This window comes from Phenylobacterium sp. (assembly GCF_041913825.1).
Lineage (GTDB): Bacteria > Pseudomonadota > Alphaproteobacteria > Caulobacterales > Caulobacteraceae > Phenylobacterium.
On sequence record NZ_JAYSEO010000001.1, the window covers coordinates 238,236 to 258,473 of the forward strand.

General features: G+C 68.8%; 21 protein-coding genes. 11 read left to right on the plus strand and 10 right to left on the minus strand.

What is annotated here, in order from left to right:
* Positions 1-3: 3 nt before the first annotated feature.
* From ACE3Q8_RS01130 to ACE3Q8_RS01145, 4 genes are read right to left on the minus strand one after another with little or no spacing between them, the layout of a single operon-like run.
* Positions 4-729 carry a nucleotidyltransferase family protein gene (locus tag ACE3Q8_RS01130; protein ID WP_374468074.1) on the minus strand — a complete coding sequence of 242 codons (726 nt, stop codon included), beginning with the start codon at positions 727-729 and terminating at the stop codon, positions 4-6.
* Positions 726-1,817, minus strand: coding sequence for an N-acetylmuramate/N-acetylglucosamine kinase AmgK (gene amgK / locus ACE3Q8_RS01135; RefSeq protein WP_374468076.1), 1,092 nt, complete (start codon positions 1,815-1,817; stop codon positions 726-728). Before amgK ends, ACE3Q8_RS01130 begins: the two co-directional genes overlap by 4 nt.
* Positions 1,801-2,274: a tRNA (adenosine(37)-N6)-threonylcarbamoyltransferase complex ATPase subunit type 1 TsaE gene (tsaE, locus tag ACE3Q8_RS01140; protein WP_374468078.1), complete on the minus strand. Its 474-nt coding sequence runs from the start codon at positions 2,272-2,274 to the stop codon at positions 1,801-1,803. The genes amgK and tsaE overlap by 17 nt, the downstream gene beginning before the upstream one ends.
* A complete protein-coding gene (locus ACE3Q8_RS01145; RefSeq protein WP_374468080.1) occupies positions 2,271-3,143 on the minus strand; it encodes a 1-acyl-sn-glycerol-3-phosphate acyltransferase in 873 nt (290 codons plus the stop codon). Before ACE3Q8_RS01145 ends, tsaE begins: the two co-directional genes overlap by 4 nt.
* A 113-nt stretch (positions 3,144-3,256) precedes the next feature.
* Here ACE3Q8_RS01145 and ACE3Q8_RS01150 point away from each other — a divergent pair, with 113 nt between their 5' ends.
* A complete protein-coding gene (locus tag ACE3Q8_RS01150) occupies positions 3,257-4,753 on the plus strand; it encodes a CoA-acylating methylmalonate-semialdehyde dehydrogenase (protein ID WP_374468082.1) in 1,497 nt (498 codons plus the stop codon).
* A 36-nt stretch (positions 4,754-4,789) separates the two neighbouring features.
* On the opposite strand, the gene ACE3Q8_RS01155 is transcribed toward ACE3Q8_RS01150, so the two are convergent.
* Positions 4,790-5,383 carry a hypothetical protein gene (locus tag ACE3Q8_RS01155; protein ID WP_374468084.1) on the minus strand — a complete coding sequence of 198 codons (594 nt, stop codon included), beginning with the start codon at positions 5,381-5,383 and terminating at the stop codon, positions 4,790-4,792.
* Positions 5,384-5,473: 90 nt separating this feature from the next.
* On the opposite strand from ACE3Q8_RS01155, the gene zapE reads away from it, so the two are divergent.
* Entirely contained in the window at positions 5,474-6,589 is a 1,116-nt protein-coding gene (zapE, locus tag ACE3Q8_RS01160; protein ID WP_374468086.1) for a cell division protein ZapE, read from the plus strand.
* Here the strand turns inward: zapE and ACE3Q8_RS01165 are convergent.
* Positions 6,586-7,470 (minus strand): LysR substrate-binding domain-containing protein, encoded by an 885-nt coding sequence (locus tag ACE3Q8_RS01165; protein WP_374468088.1) that lies wholly within the window; start codon positions 7,468-7,470, stop codon positions 6,586-6,588. The two genes, zapE and ACE3Q8_RS01165, sit on opposite strands and share 4 nt — an antisense overlap.
* Positions 7,471-7,647: 177 nt before the next feature.
* Here ACE3Q8_RS01165 and sdhC point away from each other — a divergent pair, with 177 nt between their 5' ends.
* The 9 genes from sdhC (at position 7,648) to ACE3Q8_RS01210 (ending at position 15,364) form a co-directional block, all read left to right on the plus strand.
* A complete protein-coding gene (sdhC, locus tag ACE3Q8_RS01170; RefSeq protein ID WP_374468090.1) occupies positions 7,648-8,055 on the plus strand; it encodes a succinate dehydrogenase, cytochrome b556 subunit in 408 nt (135 codons plus the stop codon).
* The gene (gene sdhD, locus ACE3Q8_RS01175) at positions 8,055-8,447 is read left to right on the plus strand and encodes a succinate dehydrogenase, hydrophobic membrane anchor protein (protein ID WP_374468092.1); all 393 of its coding nucleotides are present in this window, start codon (positions 8,055-8,057) and stop codon (positions 8,445-8,447) included. The genes sdhC and sdhD overlap by 1 nt, the downstream gene beginning before the upstream one ends.
* A gap of 4 nt (positions 8,448-8,451) precedes the next feature.
* Complete coding sequence (sdhA, locus tag ACE3Q8_RS01180) at positions 8,452-10,239, plus strand: succinate dehydrogenase flavoprotein subunit (RefSeq protein WP_374468094.1); 1,788 nt, start codon at positions 8,452-8,454, stop codon at positions 10,237-10,239.
* A 14-nt stretch (positions 10,240-10,253) separates the two neighbouring features.
* Positions 10,254-11,036 carry a succinate dehydrogenase iron-sulfur subunit gene (locus tag ACE3Q8_RS01185; protein WP_374468096.1) on the plus strand — a complete coding sequence of 261 codons (783 nt, stop codon included), beginning with the start codon at positions 10,254-10,256 and terminating at the stop codon, positions 11,034-11,036.
* 26 nt (positions 11,037-11,062) lie between these two features.
* Complete coding sequence (locus tag ACE3Q8_RS01190; protein ID WP_374468098.1) at positions 11,063-12,892, plus strand: DUF885 family protein; 1,830 nt, start codon at positions 11,063-11,065, stop codon at positions 12,890-12,892.
* Between the two features lie 61 nt (positions 12,893-12,953).
* On the plus strand, positions 12,954-14,177 hold the full coding sequence (locus ACE3Q8_RS01195; protein WP_374468099.1) for an NAD(P)/FAD-dependent oxidoreductase: 1,224 nt from the start codon (positions 12,954-12,956) through the stop codon (positions 14,175-14,177).
* Positions 14,178-14,214: 37 nt separating this feature from the next.
* Positions 14,215-14,535, plus strand: coding sequence for a 2Fe-2S iron-sulfur cluster-binding protein (locus ACE3Q8_RS01200; RefSeq protein ID WP_374468101.1), 321 nt, complete (start codon positions 14,215-14,217; stop codon positions 14,533-14,535).
* 16 nt (positions 14,536-14,551) lie between these two features.
* A complete protein-coding gene (locus ACE3Q8_RS01205) occupies positions 14,552-14,749 on the plus strand; it encodes a hypothetical protein (RefSeq protein WP_374468103.1) in 198 nt (65 codons plus the stop codon).
* Positions 14,750-15,364, plus strand: coding sequence for a peptidylprolyl isomerase (locus tag ACE3Q8_RS01210; protein WP_374468105.1), 615 nt, complete (start codon positions 14,750-14,752; stop codon positions 15,362-15,364).
* A gap of 53 nt (positions 15,365-15,417) precedes the next feature.
* Here the strand turns inward: ACE3Q8_RS01210 and ACE3Q8_RS01215 are convergent, their stop codons facing one another.
* The 4 genes from ACE3Q8_RS01215 to ACE3Q8_RS01230 all read right to left on the minus strand — a co-directional run bounded on the left by ACE3Q8_RS01215 (position 15,418) and on the right by ACE3Q8_RS01230 (position 20,099).
* A complete protein-coding gene (locus tag ACE3Q8_RS01215) occupies positions 15,418-16,017 on the minus strand; it encodes a hypothetical protein (RefSeq protein WP_374468107.1) in 600 nt (199 codons plus the stop codon).
* Between the two features lie 162 nt (positions 16,018-16,179).
* On the minus strand, positions 16,180-18,855 hold the full coding sequence (locus ACE3Q8_RS01220) for a TrlF family AAA-like ATPase (RefSeq protein ID WP_374468109.1): 2,676 nt from the start codon (positions 18,853-18,855) through the stop codon (positions 16,180-16,182).
* A gap of 618 nt (positions 18,856-19,473) precedes the next feature.
* The gene (locus tag ACE3Q8_RS01225) at positions 19,474-19,692 is read right to left on the minus strand and encodes a helix-turn-helix transcriptional regulator (protein WP_374468110.1); all 219 of its coding nucleotides are present in this window, start codon (positions 19,690-19,692) and stop codon (positions 19,474-19,476) included.
* A complete protein-coding gene (locus ACE3Q8_RS01230; RefSeq protein ID WP_374468112.1) occupies positions 19,692-20,099 on the minus strand; it encodes a hypothetical protein in 408 nt (135 codons plus the stop codon). The genes ACE3Q8_RS01225 and ACE3Q8_RS01230 overlap by 1 nt, the downstream gene beginning before the upstream one ends.
* Positions 20,100-20,238: the final 139 nt, after the last annotated feature.

A 20,238-nucleotide genomic window follows, 5' to 3' on the forward strand; every position in this document is an offset into this window, starting at 1 on the left:
ACCTTAACCCAGCCGAAGCTCCGCCGCCTCCCGGGCGGCGGGATCCCCCACGTGCATCCAGAACGCGTCCATCACCGCGCCGTGCAGGCGACCTTCGGCCTGCAGCCGGCGCCACACCGGCAGCACGGAGAACGGGCCCGTCCGGGGCGAGTCATCCAGCGCCTGCGGCTTCATGATGCCGAAGCCAACGTTGGCGAACGGGGTGGGCGGCTCCGGCTGGATGGAGTGGGTCAGCCGGCCCTCGCCGTCCATGAAGAAGCCGTTCGGCCCTTCGAAGCCGATACCGTTCCCGCGCTTCACCAGCAGCAGGAGGATGTCCATCCGGGCGGGGTCCCAGGCGCGCTTCAGGGTCTGGAGCGGCGGCTCGCCCTTCGCGATCCACAGCGAGTCGATGTTGGCCACGAAGATCGGCGCGTCGCCGAGCTTGTCGCGGGCGTGCTGGATGCCGCCGCCCGAATCCAGCAGCTCGGCCCTCTCGTCGGAGACCAGGACCTCCAGATCGGTGCGCTGCGCCAAGTGGCGCTCCATCTGGTCGGCGAAGTGGTGGACGTTGACCACAGCCCGGGTGACGCCGGCGGCGACCAGTTCGTCCAGCACGCGGTCGATCAGCGCCCGGCCTGCGACCGGCACGAGCGCCTTGGGCATGACATCGGTCAGCGGCCGCATCCGGGTGCCTAGGCCCGCCGCCAGCACCATGGCGGTGGTGGGGCCGGGAGGGAGCCCACTCACGCCCGCGCCTCGCGCGGCACGTGCCGGTCGAACCAGGTCTTCAGGTCGGACAACGCGGGATCCTGGAGGTTCCGTTCGAGGTAGCGCCAGGTGCGCGGCATGTAGGTGGTGTAGTGCACCCGGCCGAGGATCGCCTGGCGGGCGAACACCCGCCCGAGGATCCGGGCGGCGTTGGAGGCGGCGAGCGCGCGGTAGTCGGCCAGGAACGCCTCCCGGTCGAGCTCCGGCCGGGCCGCAAGGAAGCGCTCCAGCATGAGCGCTTCCAATTCGGCGGAGACGTCGCGGCGCGCGTCCTGCAGCAGGTGCGTGAGATCCCAGGCCGGATGCGCCTTGAGGGCGTCCTGGAAGTCGATCAGCCCGACGCGGGCCGGTCCGGAGCGCGCCGGCAGCCAGAGCAGGTTCTGCGCGTGGTAGTCGCGATGGGTGAACACGGCGGCGCCCGCCTCGCCGCGCACGAACACGGGCTCCCACAGGGCGTCCCATTCGGCCACGGCCTCGTCGCCAAAGGCGGGCAGGCCGGCGAACTTCGGCCACCACTCCAGGAAGGTGTCGGCGCCCACCTTGTAGGCGAGGGCGTCGTAGGTGAGCAGCGGCCAGGCCGCCTCGCCGGCGTGCAGCACGTCCGGCGGCGTCTCGGCCTGCAGGGCCACCTGCACGTCCACAGCCGCCTCATAGAGCGGGCGCTCGTCCTCGCCGCCGGCGATCAGGCTCGCGAACAGCCCGTCGCCCAGGTCCTCGAGGATGCAGAGCCCGGCGACCACGTCGTGGGCGATGATTTCCGGCGCCGAGAGCCCGCGGGACTTGAGGTAGGTCGCCGTGGCGACGAAGGCCGCCACAGAGCCCGCGGCCAGGCGGCTGGCGGCGTTGTAGCCTAGCGCGAGGCGCTCCTCGCGGGTCGCGCCCGGCGGGCACACGCTGCTCTCCAGCGCCGGCGGCTGGTCCATGAAGATCAGGCTCGCCCCGCCCGGCGTGCGCAGGCGCTCGTAACTCCGGGTGGAGGCGTCGCCGCTCAGCGGGATGCGCTGCGCGTCCGCGAAGCCCGCCTGCCTCAGGAACTCGGCCTTCAGGGCCTCACGGTCCGAACTCAAGCCCTCGTCCTTCCCACGCGCCGTGCGGGATCAGCCGCACGCGCCGTTCTTCGCCTTCCTCGGAAAGCGCAATCTCTACATCGAGTCGGTCCGGAGGCAGGCGGCCCTCCAGCCGCTCGGGCCATTCGATCACTGCCGCGCCGTCGTCCAGCGCCTCGTCCAGACCGATCTCATACGCCTCGTCCGGCGACGAGAGGCGGTAGAGGTCGAAGTGGGCGACCTTCAGCCGCGGCCCCTCGTAGAACTGCACCAGGGTGAAGGTGGGCGAGGGCACGTCCTCGTCCGGCGTCGTCAGCGCGCGCACCAGGGCTCGGGCGAGCGTCGACTTGCCGGCCCCGAGCGGCCCGGATAGGCAAACGGCCTCGCCGCCCCGCAGGCCCTCGGCGATGGCTTCGCCCAGACGCGCCGTCGCCGCCTCGTCGACGAGGCGGAAGTCTCCTTCGGCCTCCAGGATCATGCGAACGCCGCCTCCGGGTCCGCGGCCAGGGCGCGCTCCACGTGATGCTTCAGGCGCAAGGTGACCGCCGCGGGGTCGCCGGCCAGCGCGGCGTGTGGGATCGGCTGGCCAACCCTCAGGCGGAAGGCCCGGCCCTGCTTGTTCAGCAGCTCGTGGAACAGGGTGATGTCCCGCAGCTCCGGCGAGACCCGGTTGAACAGGTGGAACAGGGTGGACCACGGACCCGCCACGTGGATGGGCACGACGGTCGCCTCGTACTTGCGTGCGATGGACACGGCGCTGGGCGCCCAGGGCGGATCGGCCAGCAGGCCGTCGGGTTGCCGTCGCGCCAGCCGGCCGGCGGGAAAGATCACAAGGCAGCGTTCCGACTCCAGCGCCTCACGGGTCATCTGCAGGGTGACGCGGGTGCGCTCGCGCGTGCGCTTGGCCTCCACCCATTCCACCGGGATCAGCACCTCGCCGAGCCGGGGCGAGACCCGGTGGGCGTCGGAGTTGGCGTAGAAGCAGAGGTCGGGCCGGACCGGCTTGAGGACGTCGTAGACGGCGATCCCGTCGGCGATGCCGGTCGGATGGTTGCAGACCACCACCAGCCGTCTCTCACGGGGAACCCGCGCCAGGCCTTCCGCTGCGGTCTGCAGCGAGAGCAGGGCGGAGATGTGCGCCAGGGCCTGGGGGCCGGGCAGGGGCGCGATGGCGTCGGCCATCCGCCGCGCCTTGGCGTAGTCCAACACCGAGTAGAGCAGCGGCCGCAGGACGGGCCAGGCGGCCGAACCGGACAGCCGCGGCGCACGCTCCGAGATCAGCACGTCGACGATGTGGTCGCGCGCCCTGGGCGTGGTCAGGGTCTGGGCCGGCGAAGCGAGGCTCATGGCCCAAGATGCGACGCGGAGGGGACCAGGGGCAAGCGGCCCCGGACAGTGGAGCAGGGACTGGGCCACCGCGCCGGGTGGCGGACGCTACGTCATCGGCCTAAAACGCCGGCATGCGAGACATCACCCACTTCATCGACGGTGCGTCCGTCGCGTCGACTTCCGGCCGGTTCGGAGAGGTCTTCAACCCCAACACCGGCGAGGCGCAGGCCCGCGTCGGGCTCGCCACCACCGCCGAGGTGGACGCCGCCGTGGCTTCGGCGGTGCGCGCGCAGCAGACCTGGGCCCTGGTGAACCCGCAGCGCCGGGCGCGGGTCATGTTCGAGTTCAAGCGTCTGGTGGAAGCCCGCATGGACGAACTGGCCGAGCTGCTGTCCTCCGAGCATGGCAAGGTGATCGCCGACTCCAAGGGCGACATCCAGCGCGGCCTCGAGGTGATCGAGTTCGCCTGCGGCATCCCGCATGCGCTGAAGGGCGAATACACCGAGGGCGCCGGCCCCGGGATCGACGTCTATTCCATGCGCCAGCCGCTCGGCGTGGCCGCCGGCATCACCCCGTTCAACTTCCCGGCGATGATCCCGATGTGGATGTTCGGCATCGCCATCGCCGTCGGCAACACCTTCGTCCTCAAGCCTTCGGAGAAGGACCCGTCGGTCCCCAACCGTCTGGCCGAGCTGATGATGGAGGCGGGCGCGCCCAAGGGCGTGCTGAACGTGGTGCACGGCGACAAGGCGGCCGTCGACGCCATCCTCGACCACCCGGACATCAAGGCGGTGAGCTTCGTCGGCTCGTCCGACATCGCCCAGTACGTCTACGCCCGCGGCACGGCGAACGGGAAGCGCGTGCAGGCCATGGGTGGCGCCAAGAACCACGGCATCATCATGCCGGACGCCGACCTGGAGCAGGCCACCAAGGACATCATCGGCGCGGCCTACGGCTCGGCCGGCGAGCGCTGCATGGCCCTGCCGGTGGTGGTGCCCGTGGGCCGCAAGACCGCCGACGAGGTGCGCGAGCGCGTGCTTGCCGAGCTCGAGACCCTGAAGGTCGGCGTCTCCACCGACGCGGCCGCGCAGTACGGCCCGGTGGTGTCCGAGGCCCACAAGAAGCGCGTCACCGACTATATCCAGATGGGCGTCGACGAAGGCGCCGAGCTCGTGGTCGACGGCCGCGACTTCAAGCTCCAGGGCTACGAGAAGGGCTTCTTCATTGGCCCGAGCCTGTTCGACCAGGTGAAGCCCACGATGCGGACGTACCAGGAGGAGATTTTCGGTCCGGTCCTCCAGATCGTGCGCGCAGACACCTTCGAGGAGGCGCTCGCCCTTCCGTCGGAGCACCAGTACGGCAACGGCGTCGCCATCTTCACTCGCAACGGCCGCGCGGCCCGCGAGTTCGCCGCCCGGGTGAACGTCGGCATGGTGGGCATCAACGTCCCGATCCCGGTGCCGGTGGCCTACCACACCTTCGGCGGCTGGAAGCGCTCGGCGTTCGGCGACGCGAACCAGCACGGCATGGAAGGCGTACGCTTCTACACCAAGGTGAAGACCATCACCGCCCGGTGGCCCGAAGGCGCCGTCGAGGACAGCGCCTTCGTCATTCCCACCATGCGGTAAGGGAAAGGGTCCCTCCCGCCGAGGGAGGGACCAGCCTCAAGTCCGGCGGCTGAACTGGTCCTTGTTGAAGGCCCGGGTCTTGGCCCCCTGGCCGCGTTCCAACTCGGTGCGACCGCCGCGATTGGTGTTGGTGGAGGAGTAGGTGGCGCCCTCGGCAGGCTCGCCCCACTCCTGCTCGGGCTTGTCCGGCTGGCCGAGCTTGTGGATGTCGACATTGGCCGGGGTGCCCGCGCCGAGGTCACCCACCTCGCCGACTCCGGCTTCGTCGCGACCGGTGTCCGGGTCCAGCCCCATGCCGTCGCGGCGTTCGCCGCCGCCGTCCTCGGACTGCGCCTCATCGCCGGCGCCCGTGGACGCGAAGCTGCGGTCCTCCATGGCCGCGCCGCTGGCGTTCGCGCCGTCCCAGCTTACCGCGCCGGCGCCCATGTCGCTGGAGCCCTGGCCCCGGTCGTCGCCGGTCCCGGCCGGGTCGTTGTCCCAACCCTCGGTGCGCTGCGGCTCGGTGGCGTGGGTCCCGCGATCGGGGTCCTGCTGCATGTCCATGTCCTGCTGGCCCACGCCGCCGCCCTGCATGCGGGCGCGGTTCACGGAGGTGGTGCTGGGCTGGTAGGTGCGGGGGTCTTCGGCCATGGAAGGTCTCCTTACTTGTCGCCTTCATGAACCCGCCCGGCGCGCCGCTGTTCCTTGCGCCGGAAGCCGTCCGCCGCTAGGCGGACGGGAATGGCCGACACCCTCGCCGCCGCCTACGACGCCCGCCTGGCCGCGGGGGAGATCCGGCCCGATCCGGCCCAGAAGCGGGGGCTGGAGGCGCTCGTCCGGCTGGAAGCCGACCTCGCCCAGGCGCAGCCCTCCAGCCGGCTCAAGGCGCTGTTCCGCAAGCCGGAGAGCCAGCGCGGCGTGTATCTCGCGGGACCGGTGGGGCGGGGGAAGTCCATGCTGATGGACCTCTTTTTCGAGACCGCGCCGGCGGAGAAGAAGCGCCGCACCCACTTCCACGTCTTCATGGGCGAGATCCACCGGCTGATCGATGCCTGGCGCAAGGGCGATGCGGCCGCCCGCAAGGCGCGGTTCGGCCAGGCGAAGGGCGACGATCCGATCCCGCCGGTGGCCGACGTCGTGGCCGACCAGGCGCGGCTGCTCTGCTTCGACGAGTTCCAGGTGACGGACATAGCCGACGCCATGATCCTGGGCCGGCTGTTCGAGGCGCTGTTCGCCCGCGGCGTGACGCTGGTAGCCACCTCCAACCGCTTGCCGGACGAGCTCTACAAGGACGGCATCAACCGTCAGCTCTTCCTGCCTTTCATCGATCTCCTCAAGTCGAAGGTCGAGGTGGTGGAGATCGCCGGTCCCCACGACTACCGCCTGGACCGGCTGCGCGCGGCGGGCACCTGGTTCTCGCCCAACGACCCCGACAACCAGCGCAGCTTCGACCGGCTCTGGACCGAGATGCTCGGCGGCGAGGAGGAGACGGGGGGAGAGCTCGAGGTCCTCGGACGCCGGGTGACGCTGCCTCGGGCCGCCGGCGGCATGGTGCGGGCCTCGTTCGCCAGCCTCTGCTCGGTGGCGCTCGGGCCGAACGACTACCTGGCGCTTGCGGAGCGCTTCCACACCGTCTTCCTGGAGGACGTGCCGAAGCTCACGCCCAGCCGCCGGGAGGAGGCCCGGCGCTTCGTCCTGCTCATCGACGCGCTCTACGAGGGGCGGACCCGGCTGATCGTGCTGGCCGAGGCCGAGCCGCAGACGCTCTATCCGCAGGGCGACGGCGCCTTCGAGTTCGAGCGCACCGCCTCGCGCCTGCAGGAAATGCGCTCGGCCGACTGGCTCGCGGACCGCTAGCCGCCGCGCAGGCTCTCCACCAGTTCCCGGGCGTAGGGGCGCAGGTCGTCCATGGCGCGGACGACGATGTTGAGGTCCCGCACCGCCCAGTCGTCGGCCAGTTCCACGATCCCCAGCCGCATGGTCTTGGCCGCGCGCCGGGCGGTGGTCTGGGGCACGACTCCCACCCCGACGCCGCATTCCACCAGCCGGCAGACGGCGTCGAAGCTGCGGAGCTGGACCCGCAGCTTCAAGGGCCGACCCTCGCGCGCGGCCTTGGCGGACAGGAAGCGCTGCAACGAGCTGGAGCGCTCGAGCCCGACGAAGTCGTAGTCCAACACCTGGGCGAAGCCGACGCTCGTCCGGGCGGCGAGTGGGTGGTCCTCGGCGGTGACCACCACGAAGCGGTCGGACCGGAAGGGATAGGTCTGCAGCGCGCCGACCTCCACCGTGCCGGCGACGATGCCAACATCGCCGACGCCCTCGGCGATCAGGCCGACGATCTCGTCCGACAGGCGCTCCTCCAGGTCGACGCTGACGTGGGGGTGGTCGGCCAGGAAGGACGACAGCGCCTCGGGCAGGAATTCGGTCAGGGCGTTGGTGTTGGCCAGCACCCGCACCTCGCCCGAAACGCCGCCCGCGAAGGCGCCGAGGTCCTCGCGCATGCGGGCGCTCTGGTCGAGGATCGCCCGAGCGTGCTTCAGCAGCATCCGTCCGGCCGGGGTCGGCGTCACTCCCTGCCGCGAGCGGGAGAGCAGCGGCGCGCCGAGGCTGTCCTCCATGCCGCGGATGCGCGTGGACGCCGCCGCCAGCGCCAGCGCCGACCGCTCCGCGCCCGCCGTGATCGAGCCGGCGTCCACCACTTCACAAAAGAGGCGCAGGTCGGTGAGGTCGAACCGCATGTTTCCTTCGTCTTTCGCGAAGGATCACTACAGCAATCACGCATTGCGAAGCGACCGGAAAGTCACAGGATTCGGCGTTTGCGAAGGCGCCTGCGTTCTGGTGGGGGCCTTCGTTGACAGCGTTCCGGGGCGGCTTAAAAGCGGGGCCGCCTCCACACAAAGAGCGAGCGGCTAAACATGACCGACGCCACCCGGGCTCCGCGCGAGCGCCCGTTGTCGCCACACCTCCAGGTCTGGCGGTGGCACATCACCATGCTGACCTCGATCCTGCACCGGGTGACGGGGGTCGGCCTCTACCTGGGCGCCCTGATCGCCGCGGCCTGGGCCGTGTCGCTGGCCAGCGGCGCGGAGGCCTACGCCACCTTCAAGGCGGTGCTCGGCTCGCCGATCGGCAAGTTCGTGCTGTTCGGCATGACGCTGTCGCTGTTCTACCACCTGGCCAACGGCGTCCGGCACGTGGTCTGGGACCTCGGCCACGGCCTGGACGTGAAGAGCGCCAACGCCTCGGCGGCCCTGGTGCTCGCCTTCGCGCTGGCGGCCACGATCGCGGTCTGGGTCATCGCCGGCATGACGGGGGCGCTCTGATGGCCAGCTATCGCACGCCGCTTTCCCGGGCTCGCGGCCTGGGCGCCGCCAAGCACGGGGTCGGCACCTGGATTGGCGAGCGGGTGGGCGGTGTCGCCCTCGTGCCGCTCTGCTTGTGGGCGGTGTTCGCCGCCATGCGCCTGGCGGCCCACGACTACGCCTTCGCCGTGGAATGGGTGAGCCAGCCGGTCAACGCGACCCTGCTCGTCCTGCTGTTCGCCGTCAGCTTCTGGCACATGCACGATGGCATGCGGATCATTGTGGAGGACTACATCCACAAGACGCTCAGCAAGGCCGGGCTGCTGCTCCTCAACCTTCTCGTCTGCGGCCTCGCGGGGGCGCTGTCGGTCATCTCCATCCTGAAAGTCGCATTCAGCGGCGGGGTCTACTGAAGCCATGTCGGCCTACGAATTCATCGACCACAAGTTCGACGTCGTCGTCGTCGGCGCCGGCGGCTCTGGCCTCCGCGCCGCGCTCGGCTGCGCCCAGGCGGGCCTGAAGACGGCCTGCATCTCGAAGGTCTTCCCGACCCGTTCGCACACGGTCGCGGCCCAGGGCGGCATCTCCGCCAGCCTCGGCAACATGGGCGAAGACGACTGGCGCTGGCACATGTACGACACCGTCAAGGGGTCGGACTGGCTGGGTGACCAGGATGCCATCGAGTACCTCTGCCGCAACGCGCCCGCCGCGGTGTACGAGCTGGAGCACTGGGGCGTGCCGTTCTCGCGGACCGCGGACGGCAAGATCTACCAGCGCGCCTTCGGCGGCATGACCCGCAACTTCGGCGAGGCGCCGATCCAGCGCACCTGCGCCGCGGCCGACCGCACCGGGCACGCCATGCTGCACACCATGTACGGGCAGTCGCTGGCGCACGACACCGAGTTCTTCATCGAGTACTTCGCGCTCGACCTGATCATGGACGAGGGCGTCTGCCGCGGCGTGACCGCGTGGAAGCTGGACGACGGCACCCTGCACCGCTTCCAGGCGCAGCTCGTCATCCTGGCGACCGGCGGCTACGGCCGGGCCTACTTCTCCTGCACCAGCGCCCACACCTGCACGGGCGACGGCAACGCCATGGTGCTGCGCGCCGGCCTGCCGTTGCAGGACATGGAATTCGTGCAGTTCCACCCGACCGGCATCTACGGCGCGGGCTGCCTGATCACCGAAGGCGCGCGGGGCGAGGGCGGCTATCTGACCAACTCCGAGGGCGAGCGGTTCATGGAGCGCTATGCGCCGACCGTGAAGGACCTCGCACCGCGGGACATGGTCAGCCGCGCCATGACCATCGAGATCCGTGAAGGCCGCGGCGTCGGCCCGAAGAAGGATCACATCTTCCTGCACCTCGACCACCTGGATCCCGCGGTCCTGGCCGAGCGCCTGCCGGGCATCTCGGAGAGCGCCAAGATCTTCGCCGGCGTCGACGTCACCAAGGAGCCGATCCCGGTCCTGCCGACGGTGCACTACAACATGGGCGGCATCCCGACGAACTTCTACTCGGAGGTGGTGACCAAGGACGGCAAGGATCCGGACCGGGTGGTGCCGGGGCTGATGGCGGTGGGCGAGGCGGCCTGCGTCTCGGTGCACGGCGCCAATCGCCTCGGCTCCAACAGCCTGATCGACCTGGTGGTGTTCGGCCGCTCGGCCGCGCTTCGGGCCGCCGACACCATCAAGGCGGGCGAGAAGCAGCCGGAGCTCAAGCCCCACCACACCGAGAGCCACCTGGCGCGCTTCGACCGCCTGCGGAACGCGTCGGGCTCGACGCCGACCGCGTCTCTGCGGCTCGAGATGCAGCGGGCCATGCAGGAGGAGGCGGCGGTGTTCCGCACCTCCGAGAGCCTGAACTCGGGCGTGAAGCGGTTGGCCGCCGTCCACGCTCAGCGCGGCGACATCCGCGTCTCCGACCGCGGCCTCATCTGGAACACCGACCTGATGGAGACCCTGGAGTTCGACAACCTGGTCGGCCAGGCGGTGGTGACGGTGAACGGCGCGGCCAACCGGACCGAGAGCCGCGGCGCGCACGCCCACGAGGACTTCCCCGACCGCGACGACAAGACCTGGATGAAGCACACGCTCGCCTGGTTCGACGACGTGTCCGGCAAGGTGCGGATCGACTACCGGCCGGTCCACAACTTCACGATGACCAACGACATCGCCTACATCCCGCCCAAGGCGCGGGTGTACTGAGGACGCACGCCCAGATGGTCCAGCTCACGCTTCCGAAGAACTCCCGCGTCACCAAGGGCAAGCACTTCCACGCGCCCGCCGGCGCCGGCCGCACCAAGACCTTGCGGATCTACCGCTACGATCCCGAGGGCAGCGAGAACCCGCGTTGGGACACTTACGAGGTGGACGTGGACGCCTGCGGCCCGATGGTCCTGGACGTCCTCATCCATATCAAGAACACCATGGACCCGACGCTGGCGTTCCGGCGCTCGTGCCGCGAAGGCGTCTGTGGCTCCTGCGCCATGAACATCGGCGGCCGCAACACCCTGGCCTGCACCCACGGCTGGGAGGAGGTGCCCGGTAAGGAGTGTCAGGTGGCCCCGCTGCCGCACATGCCCGTGGTCAAGGATCTGGTGCCGGACCTGACGCTGTTCTACGCCCAGTACGCCTCCATCGAGCCCTGGCTGCACACCGAGACTCCCGAGCCGCAGAAGGAGTGGCGCCAGAGCCCCGAGGATCGCGAGAAGCTCGACGGCCTCTACGAGTGCATCCTCTGCGCCTGCTGCTCGACCTCGTGCCCGAGCTACTGGTGGAATCAGGAGAAGTACCTGGGCCCGGCCGCCCTGCTGCACGCCTACCGCTGGATCATCGACAGCCGCGACGAAAGCACGGGCGCCCGCCTCGACGATTTGGAAGATCCTTTCAAACTGTACCGCTGCCACACGATCATGAACTGTGCGCAGGTTTGTCCGAAGGGGCTGAATCCGGCCAAGGCGATCGCCGAGGTCAAGAAGATGCTGGCGGACCGGGTGACCTGAGCCCGGCCACGGGGGGAGTAGGCGTAGTGATCAAGACGGCGGCGTTCGCACTGACCCTGGCGCTGGGCGCCGTTCCGGCCGGGGCGGCGCTCGCGCCCGCCCAGGCGCTGGCCCAGGCGACCTCCGAGGACGCCCGGCTGACGGCCTTCCTCGACGCCGAGTTCGAGCAGGAGCTGGCCCTGCGGCCGCAGCTCGCCACCCGGCTCGGCCGCAAGACCCACATGGACCGGCTGGACGACACCTCCGACGCCGGCCAGCTCAGGCTCCTCCAGTGGCGGCGCGGCAGCGTCGCGCGGCTGAAGGCCCAGTTCGACCGCCAGAAGCTCTCGCCCCGCGCCCAGTCCTGGTACGACATGTGGGCGCTGGAGCTGGACCGGGCGGAGACCGCCTACCGCTACCGGCGCTTCACCCCGCCGTTCTACTCGTTCCTCTACTCGGCCCACGCGGGCCTGCCCGACTTCCTGATCAACACCCACAACGTGGGCTCGGCCGACGACATGCGGGCCTACAACGCCCGCATCCGGGCGATGACCCAGGCGCTGGACGACGGCGTCGCCGCCAGCCGCAGCTCGGCCGCGCAGGGCATCCGCGCCCCGCGCTTCCAGTACGAGCGGGTGATCTCGGGCAGCCGCCAGATGATCGCCGGCCAGCCGTTCGACGCCGCCGGCGCCGACTCGCCGCTCTGGGCCGACGCCAAGGACAAGGTCGGCAAGCTGCAGACGGCCGGCAAGCTGACGCCGCAGGAGGCCGAGACCCTGCTGGCGGACACCCGCGCGGCCCTGCTCTCCATCCGGCCGGCCTACCAGCGGGTCATCGCCTGGGCCGAGGGCGACATCGGCAAGGCGCCCACCGGGGCGACCGGCGCGGTGACCCTGCCGGGCGGGGCGGCCTGGTACGCCGCGGCGCTGAACCTCAACACCACCACCGACATGACGCCGGACGAGGTCCACGAGCTCGGCCGGGCCGAGGTGGCCCGCATCCGCGGCGAGCAGGACGCGCTGGCCCGCCAGGCCGGCCTCGCCTCCGCCGACGCCTTCTACGCCGAGCGCCAGCGGGTCGCCCCGCGGGTCCCCTGGACCGACCAGAACCGCGCCGAATACCTGCGCGTCGCCAACGCCTTCGTGGCCCAGGTGCGCGAGAAGGTCCCGGGCTGGTTCGGCCTCGTCCCCGCCCACCGGATGGAGGTGATCCGCGAGCCCTCGTTCAGCGAGGTGGCCGGCGGCGCGGCCCACGCCGCCGCCCCCAGCCCCGACGGCTCGCGGCCGGGTCGGGTCTACATCCACATGCTGGGCAACATCGACGACCCGGCCGACATGTACAGCCTGATGTGCCACGAGGCCGTGCCCGGCCACGTGATGCAGGGCGACATCCAGGTGCGCCAGACCGGCCAGCCGAAGTTCCGCGCCGGCTACCGCTACGTGGCCTTCGGCGAGGGCTGGGCGCTCTACACCGAGGCCCTGTGCAAGGAGATGGGCGTCTATCCGGACGTGGCCGCCGACTTCATGCGCCTCGACGCCGAGCTGTTCTGGGCCGCCCGCCTGGTGGTCGACACCGGCATCCACGCTAAGGGCTGGAGCGAGGACCAGGCGGTCCGCTACATGATCGAGACGGCGCACACGAGCGAGGACAAGGCGCGCTCGGAGGTCCGCCGCTACATCACGCTTCCGGGCCAGGCCACCGGCTACAAGATCGGCATGCTGCGCATCCAGCAGCTCCGCGCCAAGGCCGAGCGGGAGCTGGGGCCGAAGTTCGACATCAAGGGCTTCCACGACCTGCTGGTGGGCGCGGGCTCGGTGCCGCTGTCGGTGCTCGACCGCAGCGTCGACGACTGGATCGCCCAGCGGAAGGCGGGCTGAGCGTCGGCGCCCGCCGCACGGTCAAGTTGACGCGGGCGTCACTTTTGGGCATCGAGGTCTCATGAGCCAGGGCCATGTGGTGATCATCGGGGCGGGGCATGCCGGCGGCACGGCCGCGGCCCTGCTGCGCCAGTACGGCCACGAGGGCCCGATCACTCTGGTGGGCGAGGAGCCCATCGCCCCCTACCAGCGGCCGCCGCTGTCGAAGGCCTGGCTGAAGGGCGAGGCCGACGCCGACTCGCTGGCGCTGAAGCCGCTGGAGTTCTACGCCGAGGCGAACATCGGCTTCCGCCCCAACGTGCGGGCGACGAAGATCTCCCGCAGCGCCAGGACGGTGGCGCTCTCCGACGGCTCGGAGCTCTCCTACGACAAGCTGATCCTGGCGACCGGCGCCCGCGCCATCGCCCTGCCGATCCCCGGCGCGGACCTGAAGGGCGTCATGGCGCTGCGCACCGCCGCCGACGCCGAGGCGCTGAAGGCGGCGGTCGGGCCGGGCAGGAAGCTCGCGGTGGTGGGCGGCGGCTACATCGGCCTGGAGGTCGCCGCGTCCGGCCGGGCGCTGGGCGCCGAGGTGGTGGTGCTGGAGCGCGAGGACCGCATCCTCGCCCGCGTCGCCTGCAAGGTGCTGTCCGACTTCTTCCAGGGCTACCACGAGCAGCACGGCGTGCGCTTCGAGCTGGGCTGCAGCGTCACCGGGTTCGAGGGGAAGGACGGCCACGTCACGGGCGTGACCCTGGCCGACGGCCGCACCATCCCCTGCGACGCCGCGGTGGTCGGCGTGGGCGCCGCGCCCAACGACGAGATCGCCTCGGACTGCGGCCTGGAGACGGCGCGCGGCGTGGTGGTCGACCTCGACGCCCGCACGTCCGACCCGGACGTCTTCGCGATCGGCGACGTGGCGCACCGGCCGATGCCGATCTACGACCGCATGTTCCGGATGGAGAGCGTGCCCAACGCGCTGGAGCAGGCCAAGCAGGCGGCCAGCGCCATCGTCGGCAAGCCGCGGCCGGCGGGCGAGTGCCCGTGGCAGTGGTCGGACCAGTACGACCTGAAGCTCCAGATCGCCGGCTACGCCTTCGACGTGGACGAGGTGCTGGTGCGCGGCGAGCCGGCGTCAGGCAAGTTCGCGGTCTTCCACCTGAAGGGCGACCAGATCCAGTCGGTGGAGGCGATCAACGCCCCGCCGGAGTTCATGATGGGCCGCCAGCTCATCCTCAACCGCAAGCCGGTGGACAAGGCGAAGCTTGTCGACCCGGCTGTTTCCATGAAAGAGGTCGTCGCCTAAGGGGTTGGGGCGGCGCGTACAAAGGGCAGGATCACCGATGGCCAAGATCACCTACATCGAGCACGACGGCACCGAGCACGTGGTGGACGTGAAGCCCGGCCTGTCCGTGATGGAAGGCGCGGTGAAGAACAACATCCCGGGCATCGACGCCGACTGCGGCGGCGCCTGCGCCTGCGCCACCTGCCACGTCTATGTGGACGCCGCCTGGCAGGACAAGACCGGCTCCAAGTCGGCCATGGAGGAGTCGATGCTCGACTTCGCCGAGAACGTCGAGGAGAACTCCCGCCTCTCCTGCCAGATCAAGGTCAGCGACGAGCTGGATGGCCTGGTGGTGCGCATGCCGGAGAGCCAGCACTAGGGTGCGGCGCAGGCCCATGCGGAAGAGCTTCGGAACCCTGGCCCCGACCGGCGCGGCCCTGGCCGGCGCGGCCCTGGCGCTGGCGGCCTGCGGCCACAACGCCGAGCAGCGGGCCGCCACGGGCGCCGCCGCCGGCCTGATCGTCGGCGGCCCGGTGGGCGCGGCGGTGGGCGCGGGCGTCGGCGTCGTCGTGGACAAGGCGCAGAGGAAGTAGATGGGTTCAGGCCCCCTCGACCGGCGGACCCTGGTGGCGGCGGGCGCGGGCCTGGTCCTGGCCGCTCCGGCCATCGTGCGGGCCGCGCCCGCCAAGCCGCGGGTGACGATGAAGACCGCGCGCGGGACCATCGTGGTGGAGCTGGAAGACAAGCGCGCGCCGCTCACCTCGGCCAACTTCCTGCGCTACGTGGACGCCAAGGCCTACGACGGCGGCACCTTCTTCCGCGCGGCGCGTACACCGGGAATGAAGAAGGACGGCACCATCGTCGGCGCCCCGCCGGCGAAGGTCAGGCCCTTCCCGCCGATCCGCCACGAGCCGACCACCAAGACAGGGCTCAAGCACCTGAACGGCACGCTGTCGCTCGGCCGCTTCGCGCCGGGCACGGCGACCAACAACTTCTTCATCTGCGTGGGCGACCAGCCCTACCTCGACGCCCACCCGGGCGAGCCCGGCGACAACCTGGGCTACGCCGCCTTCGGCCGCGTGGTCTCGGGCATGAGCGTGGTGGAGAAGATCCTGTCGCTGCCCACCAACGGCGAGACCAAGTTCAAGGACCAGGCCGGCCAGTGGCTGAAGCCGCCGGTGCCGATCGAGAGCATGCGGCGGGGGTAGGGGGGCGGGGGGCGTGGAGTCGCGCCGGACACCGGCGACATTCGCCAACGCGTTCAGGCCCCTCCGCGCGTGTCGATGAGCCGGTAGCCGCGCGCGTTGTCTGTCTTGCGATAGTAGTTGAACCGCTCACCGAAAAGCCGTTCCAAGTCGCCCACAAGCCGCTCAAGCTGGCTGTGCTGCATTCGCGCGTCGTCCGCCTTAAACATCAGATGGTAGAACGCTACCCAGAATGCTGCGGAATCATCGAAGTAGATTTTCCGCGCTGGCCCCACGATCGAGTGCAGACCCGTCCCCGGAAATAGGGCCTTCGCGAGCCGCGCATTGGCCATCTCGCAAGCAGAGAGGAAAATGCGGCGCCCGTTGAGGCATGGCCCGAGCATCTCGCCGAGTTGCTCGAAGGGTACCGAGTCCAACGTTGTCGCCATACTTGTCTTGTTAGCGTGGCACGAAAGGTGAAGGTAGCGCGCTCCGCTCTCATCAAACTTGTCGATGATCTCCTCAAGCTCCGCGCGCGTGCGGATGTAAAAGTAGGTAGTCTGAGTCTTGCCCATCAGCTTCAACATCCGAGCGAGGATTTCGCCTTCATGGCGCCCCTTCGCCTCATCCTCAAAATCCAACGACTCAACGATGAACACCTCGGGATTGGTCGACATGGTATCATCTCATCTGTCGGATATCGGGGGGCAGAGTTCGGCGACGTGACCGTTTGCACTGCCTTGCGTCTATGCGAGGAGCGTGAACACCTAGGCAGGTTTGCGCCAGGAGCGGACATTGGCGTCTGGTGGAAAGCTGCCTCCCAATACGCTTAGGTTTGTCTAACGACCGATCCCGTAGATCGTCGCGCGCCGGCGGAAGGCTTCCTCAGCACCCTCCAGAATTGCGCATGCGTAGGTTCTCGTTTCTGGATGGTCGATAGAGCCGCGCGACATGATCCTAGTGTGGTCTGCATCACTCTTCAGGACGATGATCTGCTCGGCATCGCCCAGTACGGCGATATTAGCGTTATGGGTCACAATGATTACCTGACGGCGCTCCTTTGCGCGGCGCAGCACCGGGACGAGGGTCTGGTAAATGAACTCGCTGTCGAGGTTGTCCTCGGGTTGATCAATGATGAGCGGCTTGTTCGAACTGCTCGACAGCATAAGGCTCAGCAACACCGACTGCTGTTGACCAAGGGACAGCCGGCCAAAATCGCGAATCAGCGGCGCTGATCGACCCGGCACCGCCTTGGAAACGGTGAGCATCGGCCGATCCGTGACTTCTGCGGATTGCAGTGGATATAGGAAGGCGGGGTCTTTCAGCGTGTCGATAATCCGCTGTGCCTCCTGTTCACCGAAGACGGTCGCCCCGTCGTCGGTCCTCAGGGCCTTGATTGGTGCAGTGTCGTTGCTGGCGATGGCGTCGAGCAGCTTGGGAACGGTTAGCTTTTCCGTCAGCAGCGTTCCCCGCGGAACTTGGGAGGTTCGCCACTCCATCGCCGCCGTGATGTGGCTCGCCGCTTCGACGGAAAGTGCGCTCTCCTGGAATTTGAGCGAAACCTGTAGGTCAGTCAGTACCGCCTTCAGCGTTTCGCTGGATTTCGCCGCGAAGGCAGATCGAATGACGGCAATACGCGCTCTGATGGCCCAGCGTTCTCGGACCTTGAGCGTCCGATCCTTCTTGTACTGAGCGAGGGCCGGCACCCATGTTCTAAGCTTCCTCAGGCGCTCCTTGAGGTCGGCCTCCTGCTGCGAGAGCCGATTGATGAAGCCCAGGTCGAGGACTACGCCTTGGTCCTCGAGCGCCTTCTTCTTTGTCTCGATCTCCGCAAGAGTTGCCGCCTCTTTCAGGCGCCATGCCCGAAATTGAGCCTGCGTCTCGTTGATGAGCGTGTCCACGCCCGTCTTGAGCTGTGTCTCCGTTGTCGAGATGACAGAGTCGAGCGACGAAGCAGCTGCGATGATGGCGGCATATTCTGTCGCGCCCACCGCAAGCTCCGCAGGATCGGCAGCGAGTTCGATGCTGTGGGTATGTTCTTTCAGACCGTCGTGAGACACGGCCTCCTTCAGCGCCCGCAGATCGGCGGCGATGGAGGCGCGAAGCTGCTTCTCGCCTTCCACCCTCCTGATGAGCGCGATCACCTCTCGCCCGTTTGCCCTCTCCAAGGCGGCAAGCTGCGTGACCTTGAGATTTAGGTCGCGTTCGACGCCTTCGATCCGGGAGACATATTCTGTGGCCTCCTTAATCTTCGCCTCGTTAGCCCTCAGTTCTTCAAGAATGGCCTTTTCCCGCTCGATCTCCTTTTCGATGTCGACGAAGCGGTCGAGGTAATCGAGAAGCGCGGCGGGATCCGACTGAGCCTTCTGGCTGATCGATTGCGTTTGGCCCTGGCCGTAGCACTCGATAGGGAACACTTCGACGCCGGCATTTGGGTCAAGAACGTTCTCCACAATGCCATCTCTTAGCCGGTGGAGTTGATGCTTCTGTCCGGCTTGATCGACAGCGACGAGATCAATCACGTCCGGCCAGACATCAGAATCAACGACATCGGTCCCCCCTGGCGCGCCGGTCAGGCGGCGGATCGCCTCAAACGTCGTGGACTTTCCCGTGCCGCGTCCGCCGATGATGCAGTTCAGGTTGGGGCTGAAGTGAATGGCGGCATCATTCAGGAAGCCTCCGCCCATGAAGATGGCCTGGATCGTGGGCACCGCATCGGGGATTTCCTCTTCGATGCGAACCCGAGCGTCGGCGTCCTCCAGTGCCATGCGCAGCGCGTCGAACGAGAGCGCCTGCATCTTGTAACGGGTGATCTTGTTGTCGCCGGCCGCATTTCGGCCGAGCGCCGACAGGGTGTGCGCATCGGAATTCAGAACACGGGCAAGGAACTGGGACTTCCCGAGCTTCAACGCCGCGATCCTGTCCTGGCCAAGTTGAGCAAGGGCGCGGTTTGGGTCGCTGTCGGAATAGCTTATCTTTGAAGCCGCGCTCACTAACTCGATGCCGAGGAGGGCGGGATGACAGATGATGTCTCTTTTGTGGGGCGGATTGCCAGGAAGCAGGGTCTCTAAGCCCTTGCCGCCGTCCACATGTGCCAGGATTGCAAACCCACCTTCGGCCTTCAGCGCATCAAAAATCTCGATAACTCCAGTGGAGCATCGAGAATCGGGAAGGCCCGAGTCAGCGAACTGCAGCTTCGCGTGAAAACGGGTGAGTGCCTGAACTGTCGGGAGGTAGCAGAGCACATGCCCATGTTGAGTCGATAGCTCGACCGCAGGGACCACCAGCATACCAATTGCGCTGCCTGCCGCGACCGCAGCGGAAACCGCGCTGATCTCGTTGTGATCCGCAATCGCCAAGATGCTGAGACCTTCGGCGTGCGCAGCTTGCACAATGGCCTCCGGCGTTGCCCCCGTGTCCTTCACATCGTGGGAGCCCAGCACGCTATGTACGTGCAGATCGCCACGAAAGAATCGGGCGCCGCTATCGAGCTTCAGTGCCTCATCAATATTCACGGCCGCCCCCGAACCGGGTCGCCCCGCCCAGTTGCGACCTTTGAATCCATAATGCGGGTCTCCATTGGACTTGCAACCTGGGGCTTTACCCGCCGCAGCCTCGGCGCATTCTTTTGTCTGGTGGCGACCTTCTCGAGGTCCGCAAGTCACCAGCCTCCGCCCCTCCCCCTCTCCGATCCTGCCGCCCGCCCGCGCCGCTTCAAGGACGGCTCTGGCGAGCCGCCGCGGGGCGGCGCGCGCGGGCGCGCGCGTCCTTGACCCGGCGCGGCCGGGCGGCGGGTGGGCTGCCGTGGGATCGACGGTGGGGTGTGGGTGCGGGCCTGGGGTGAGGTGAGGGCGTGGGGCGGGCGACGGGCTCGCGGGGAGCCCCCTCCACCCTCCTTCGCCTGCGGCTTGGAGGGACCCCCTCCCCCTGAGGGGGAGGATGCGGGCCGCGGCGGTGGTCGGTCGCTCCGCCGTCGGGGGAGCTTCCGCGGAGCGGGTGAAAGGGGTGGGGTCGGGCGGTTGAGCGGACCCCCTCCGGCCCTTTGGGCCACCGCCCCCCGTGGGGGAGGGATTGGGGGGAGGGATTGGGGTGTGGGATTGGGGGGCCGGGAAGAGGAACGGGGAGGGGAGGGCTCAGTCCTCGGCCCAGCCGAACACGTCCTCCACGCCGACGCCGAACAGGCGGGCGATGCGGAAGGCGCTTTCCAGGCTGGGGGAATAGCGGCCCTGCTCCATGGCGATGACCGTCTGGCGCGTGACCCCGATGGCCTCGCCGAGGGCGGCCTGGCTCATCTGTCCATGCTGCTCGCGGAGCGCGCGGATGCGGTTGGTGATCGGCGGCGGCCTGGCCATCAGCCGTGCCGGCGAAAGAGGAAGATCTGGAAGCCGTACTCGGCCAGTTGCGAGACGATCAGGCTGCCGATCAGCAGGTGGAACATCAGCACCGCGTCGCCGTGGAACAGGAAGTGCCAGAGGGCGCCGACCACGCCGGCTCCCAGCACCCAGCCGGACCAGTTTCCCGCGCGGTCGAGCAGCGGTCGTTCCCGCTCGTCGGCCGGCGCGTCGGCGTCCCGCGGCGACCAGATGGCCAGGACCGTATGGGCGACCACCGAGCCCACCACGACGAGCACGGTGTAGGAGATCAAGACCGCCGTGGGCGGCGCGGCCCCGCCCAGCTCCCGCACGGTCAACAGGTAGCAGAGGCCCGCAAGGCCCATCACCGCGGCCATGACCCAGGCGGCGCATTCGCGGAACGACATCCGACCCTCCATGTCGAAAATCTTTGACATGGATAGGAGTTCGCCGGGCGGATGTCAAAAATTTTCGACATCAGAAGGTTGAGCTTCGGGGTGTGGGGCGGGCGCCTGCGGCGCCGCGCCGCGCCAGCATCTTTGCGGG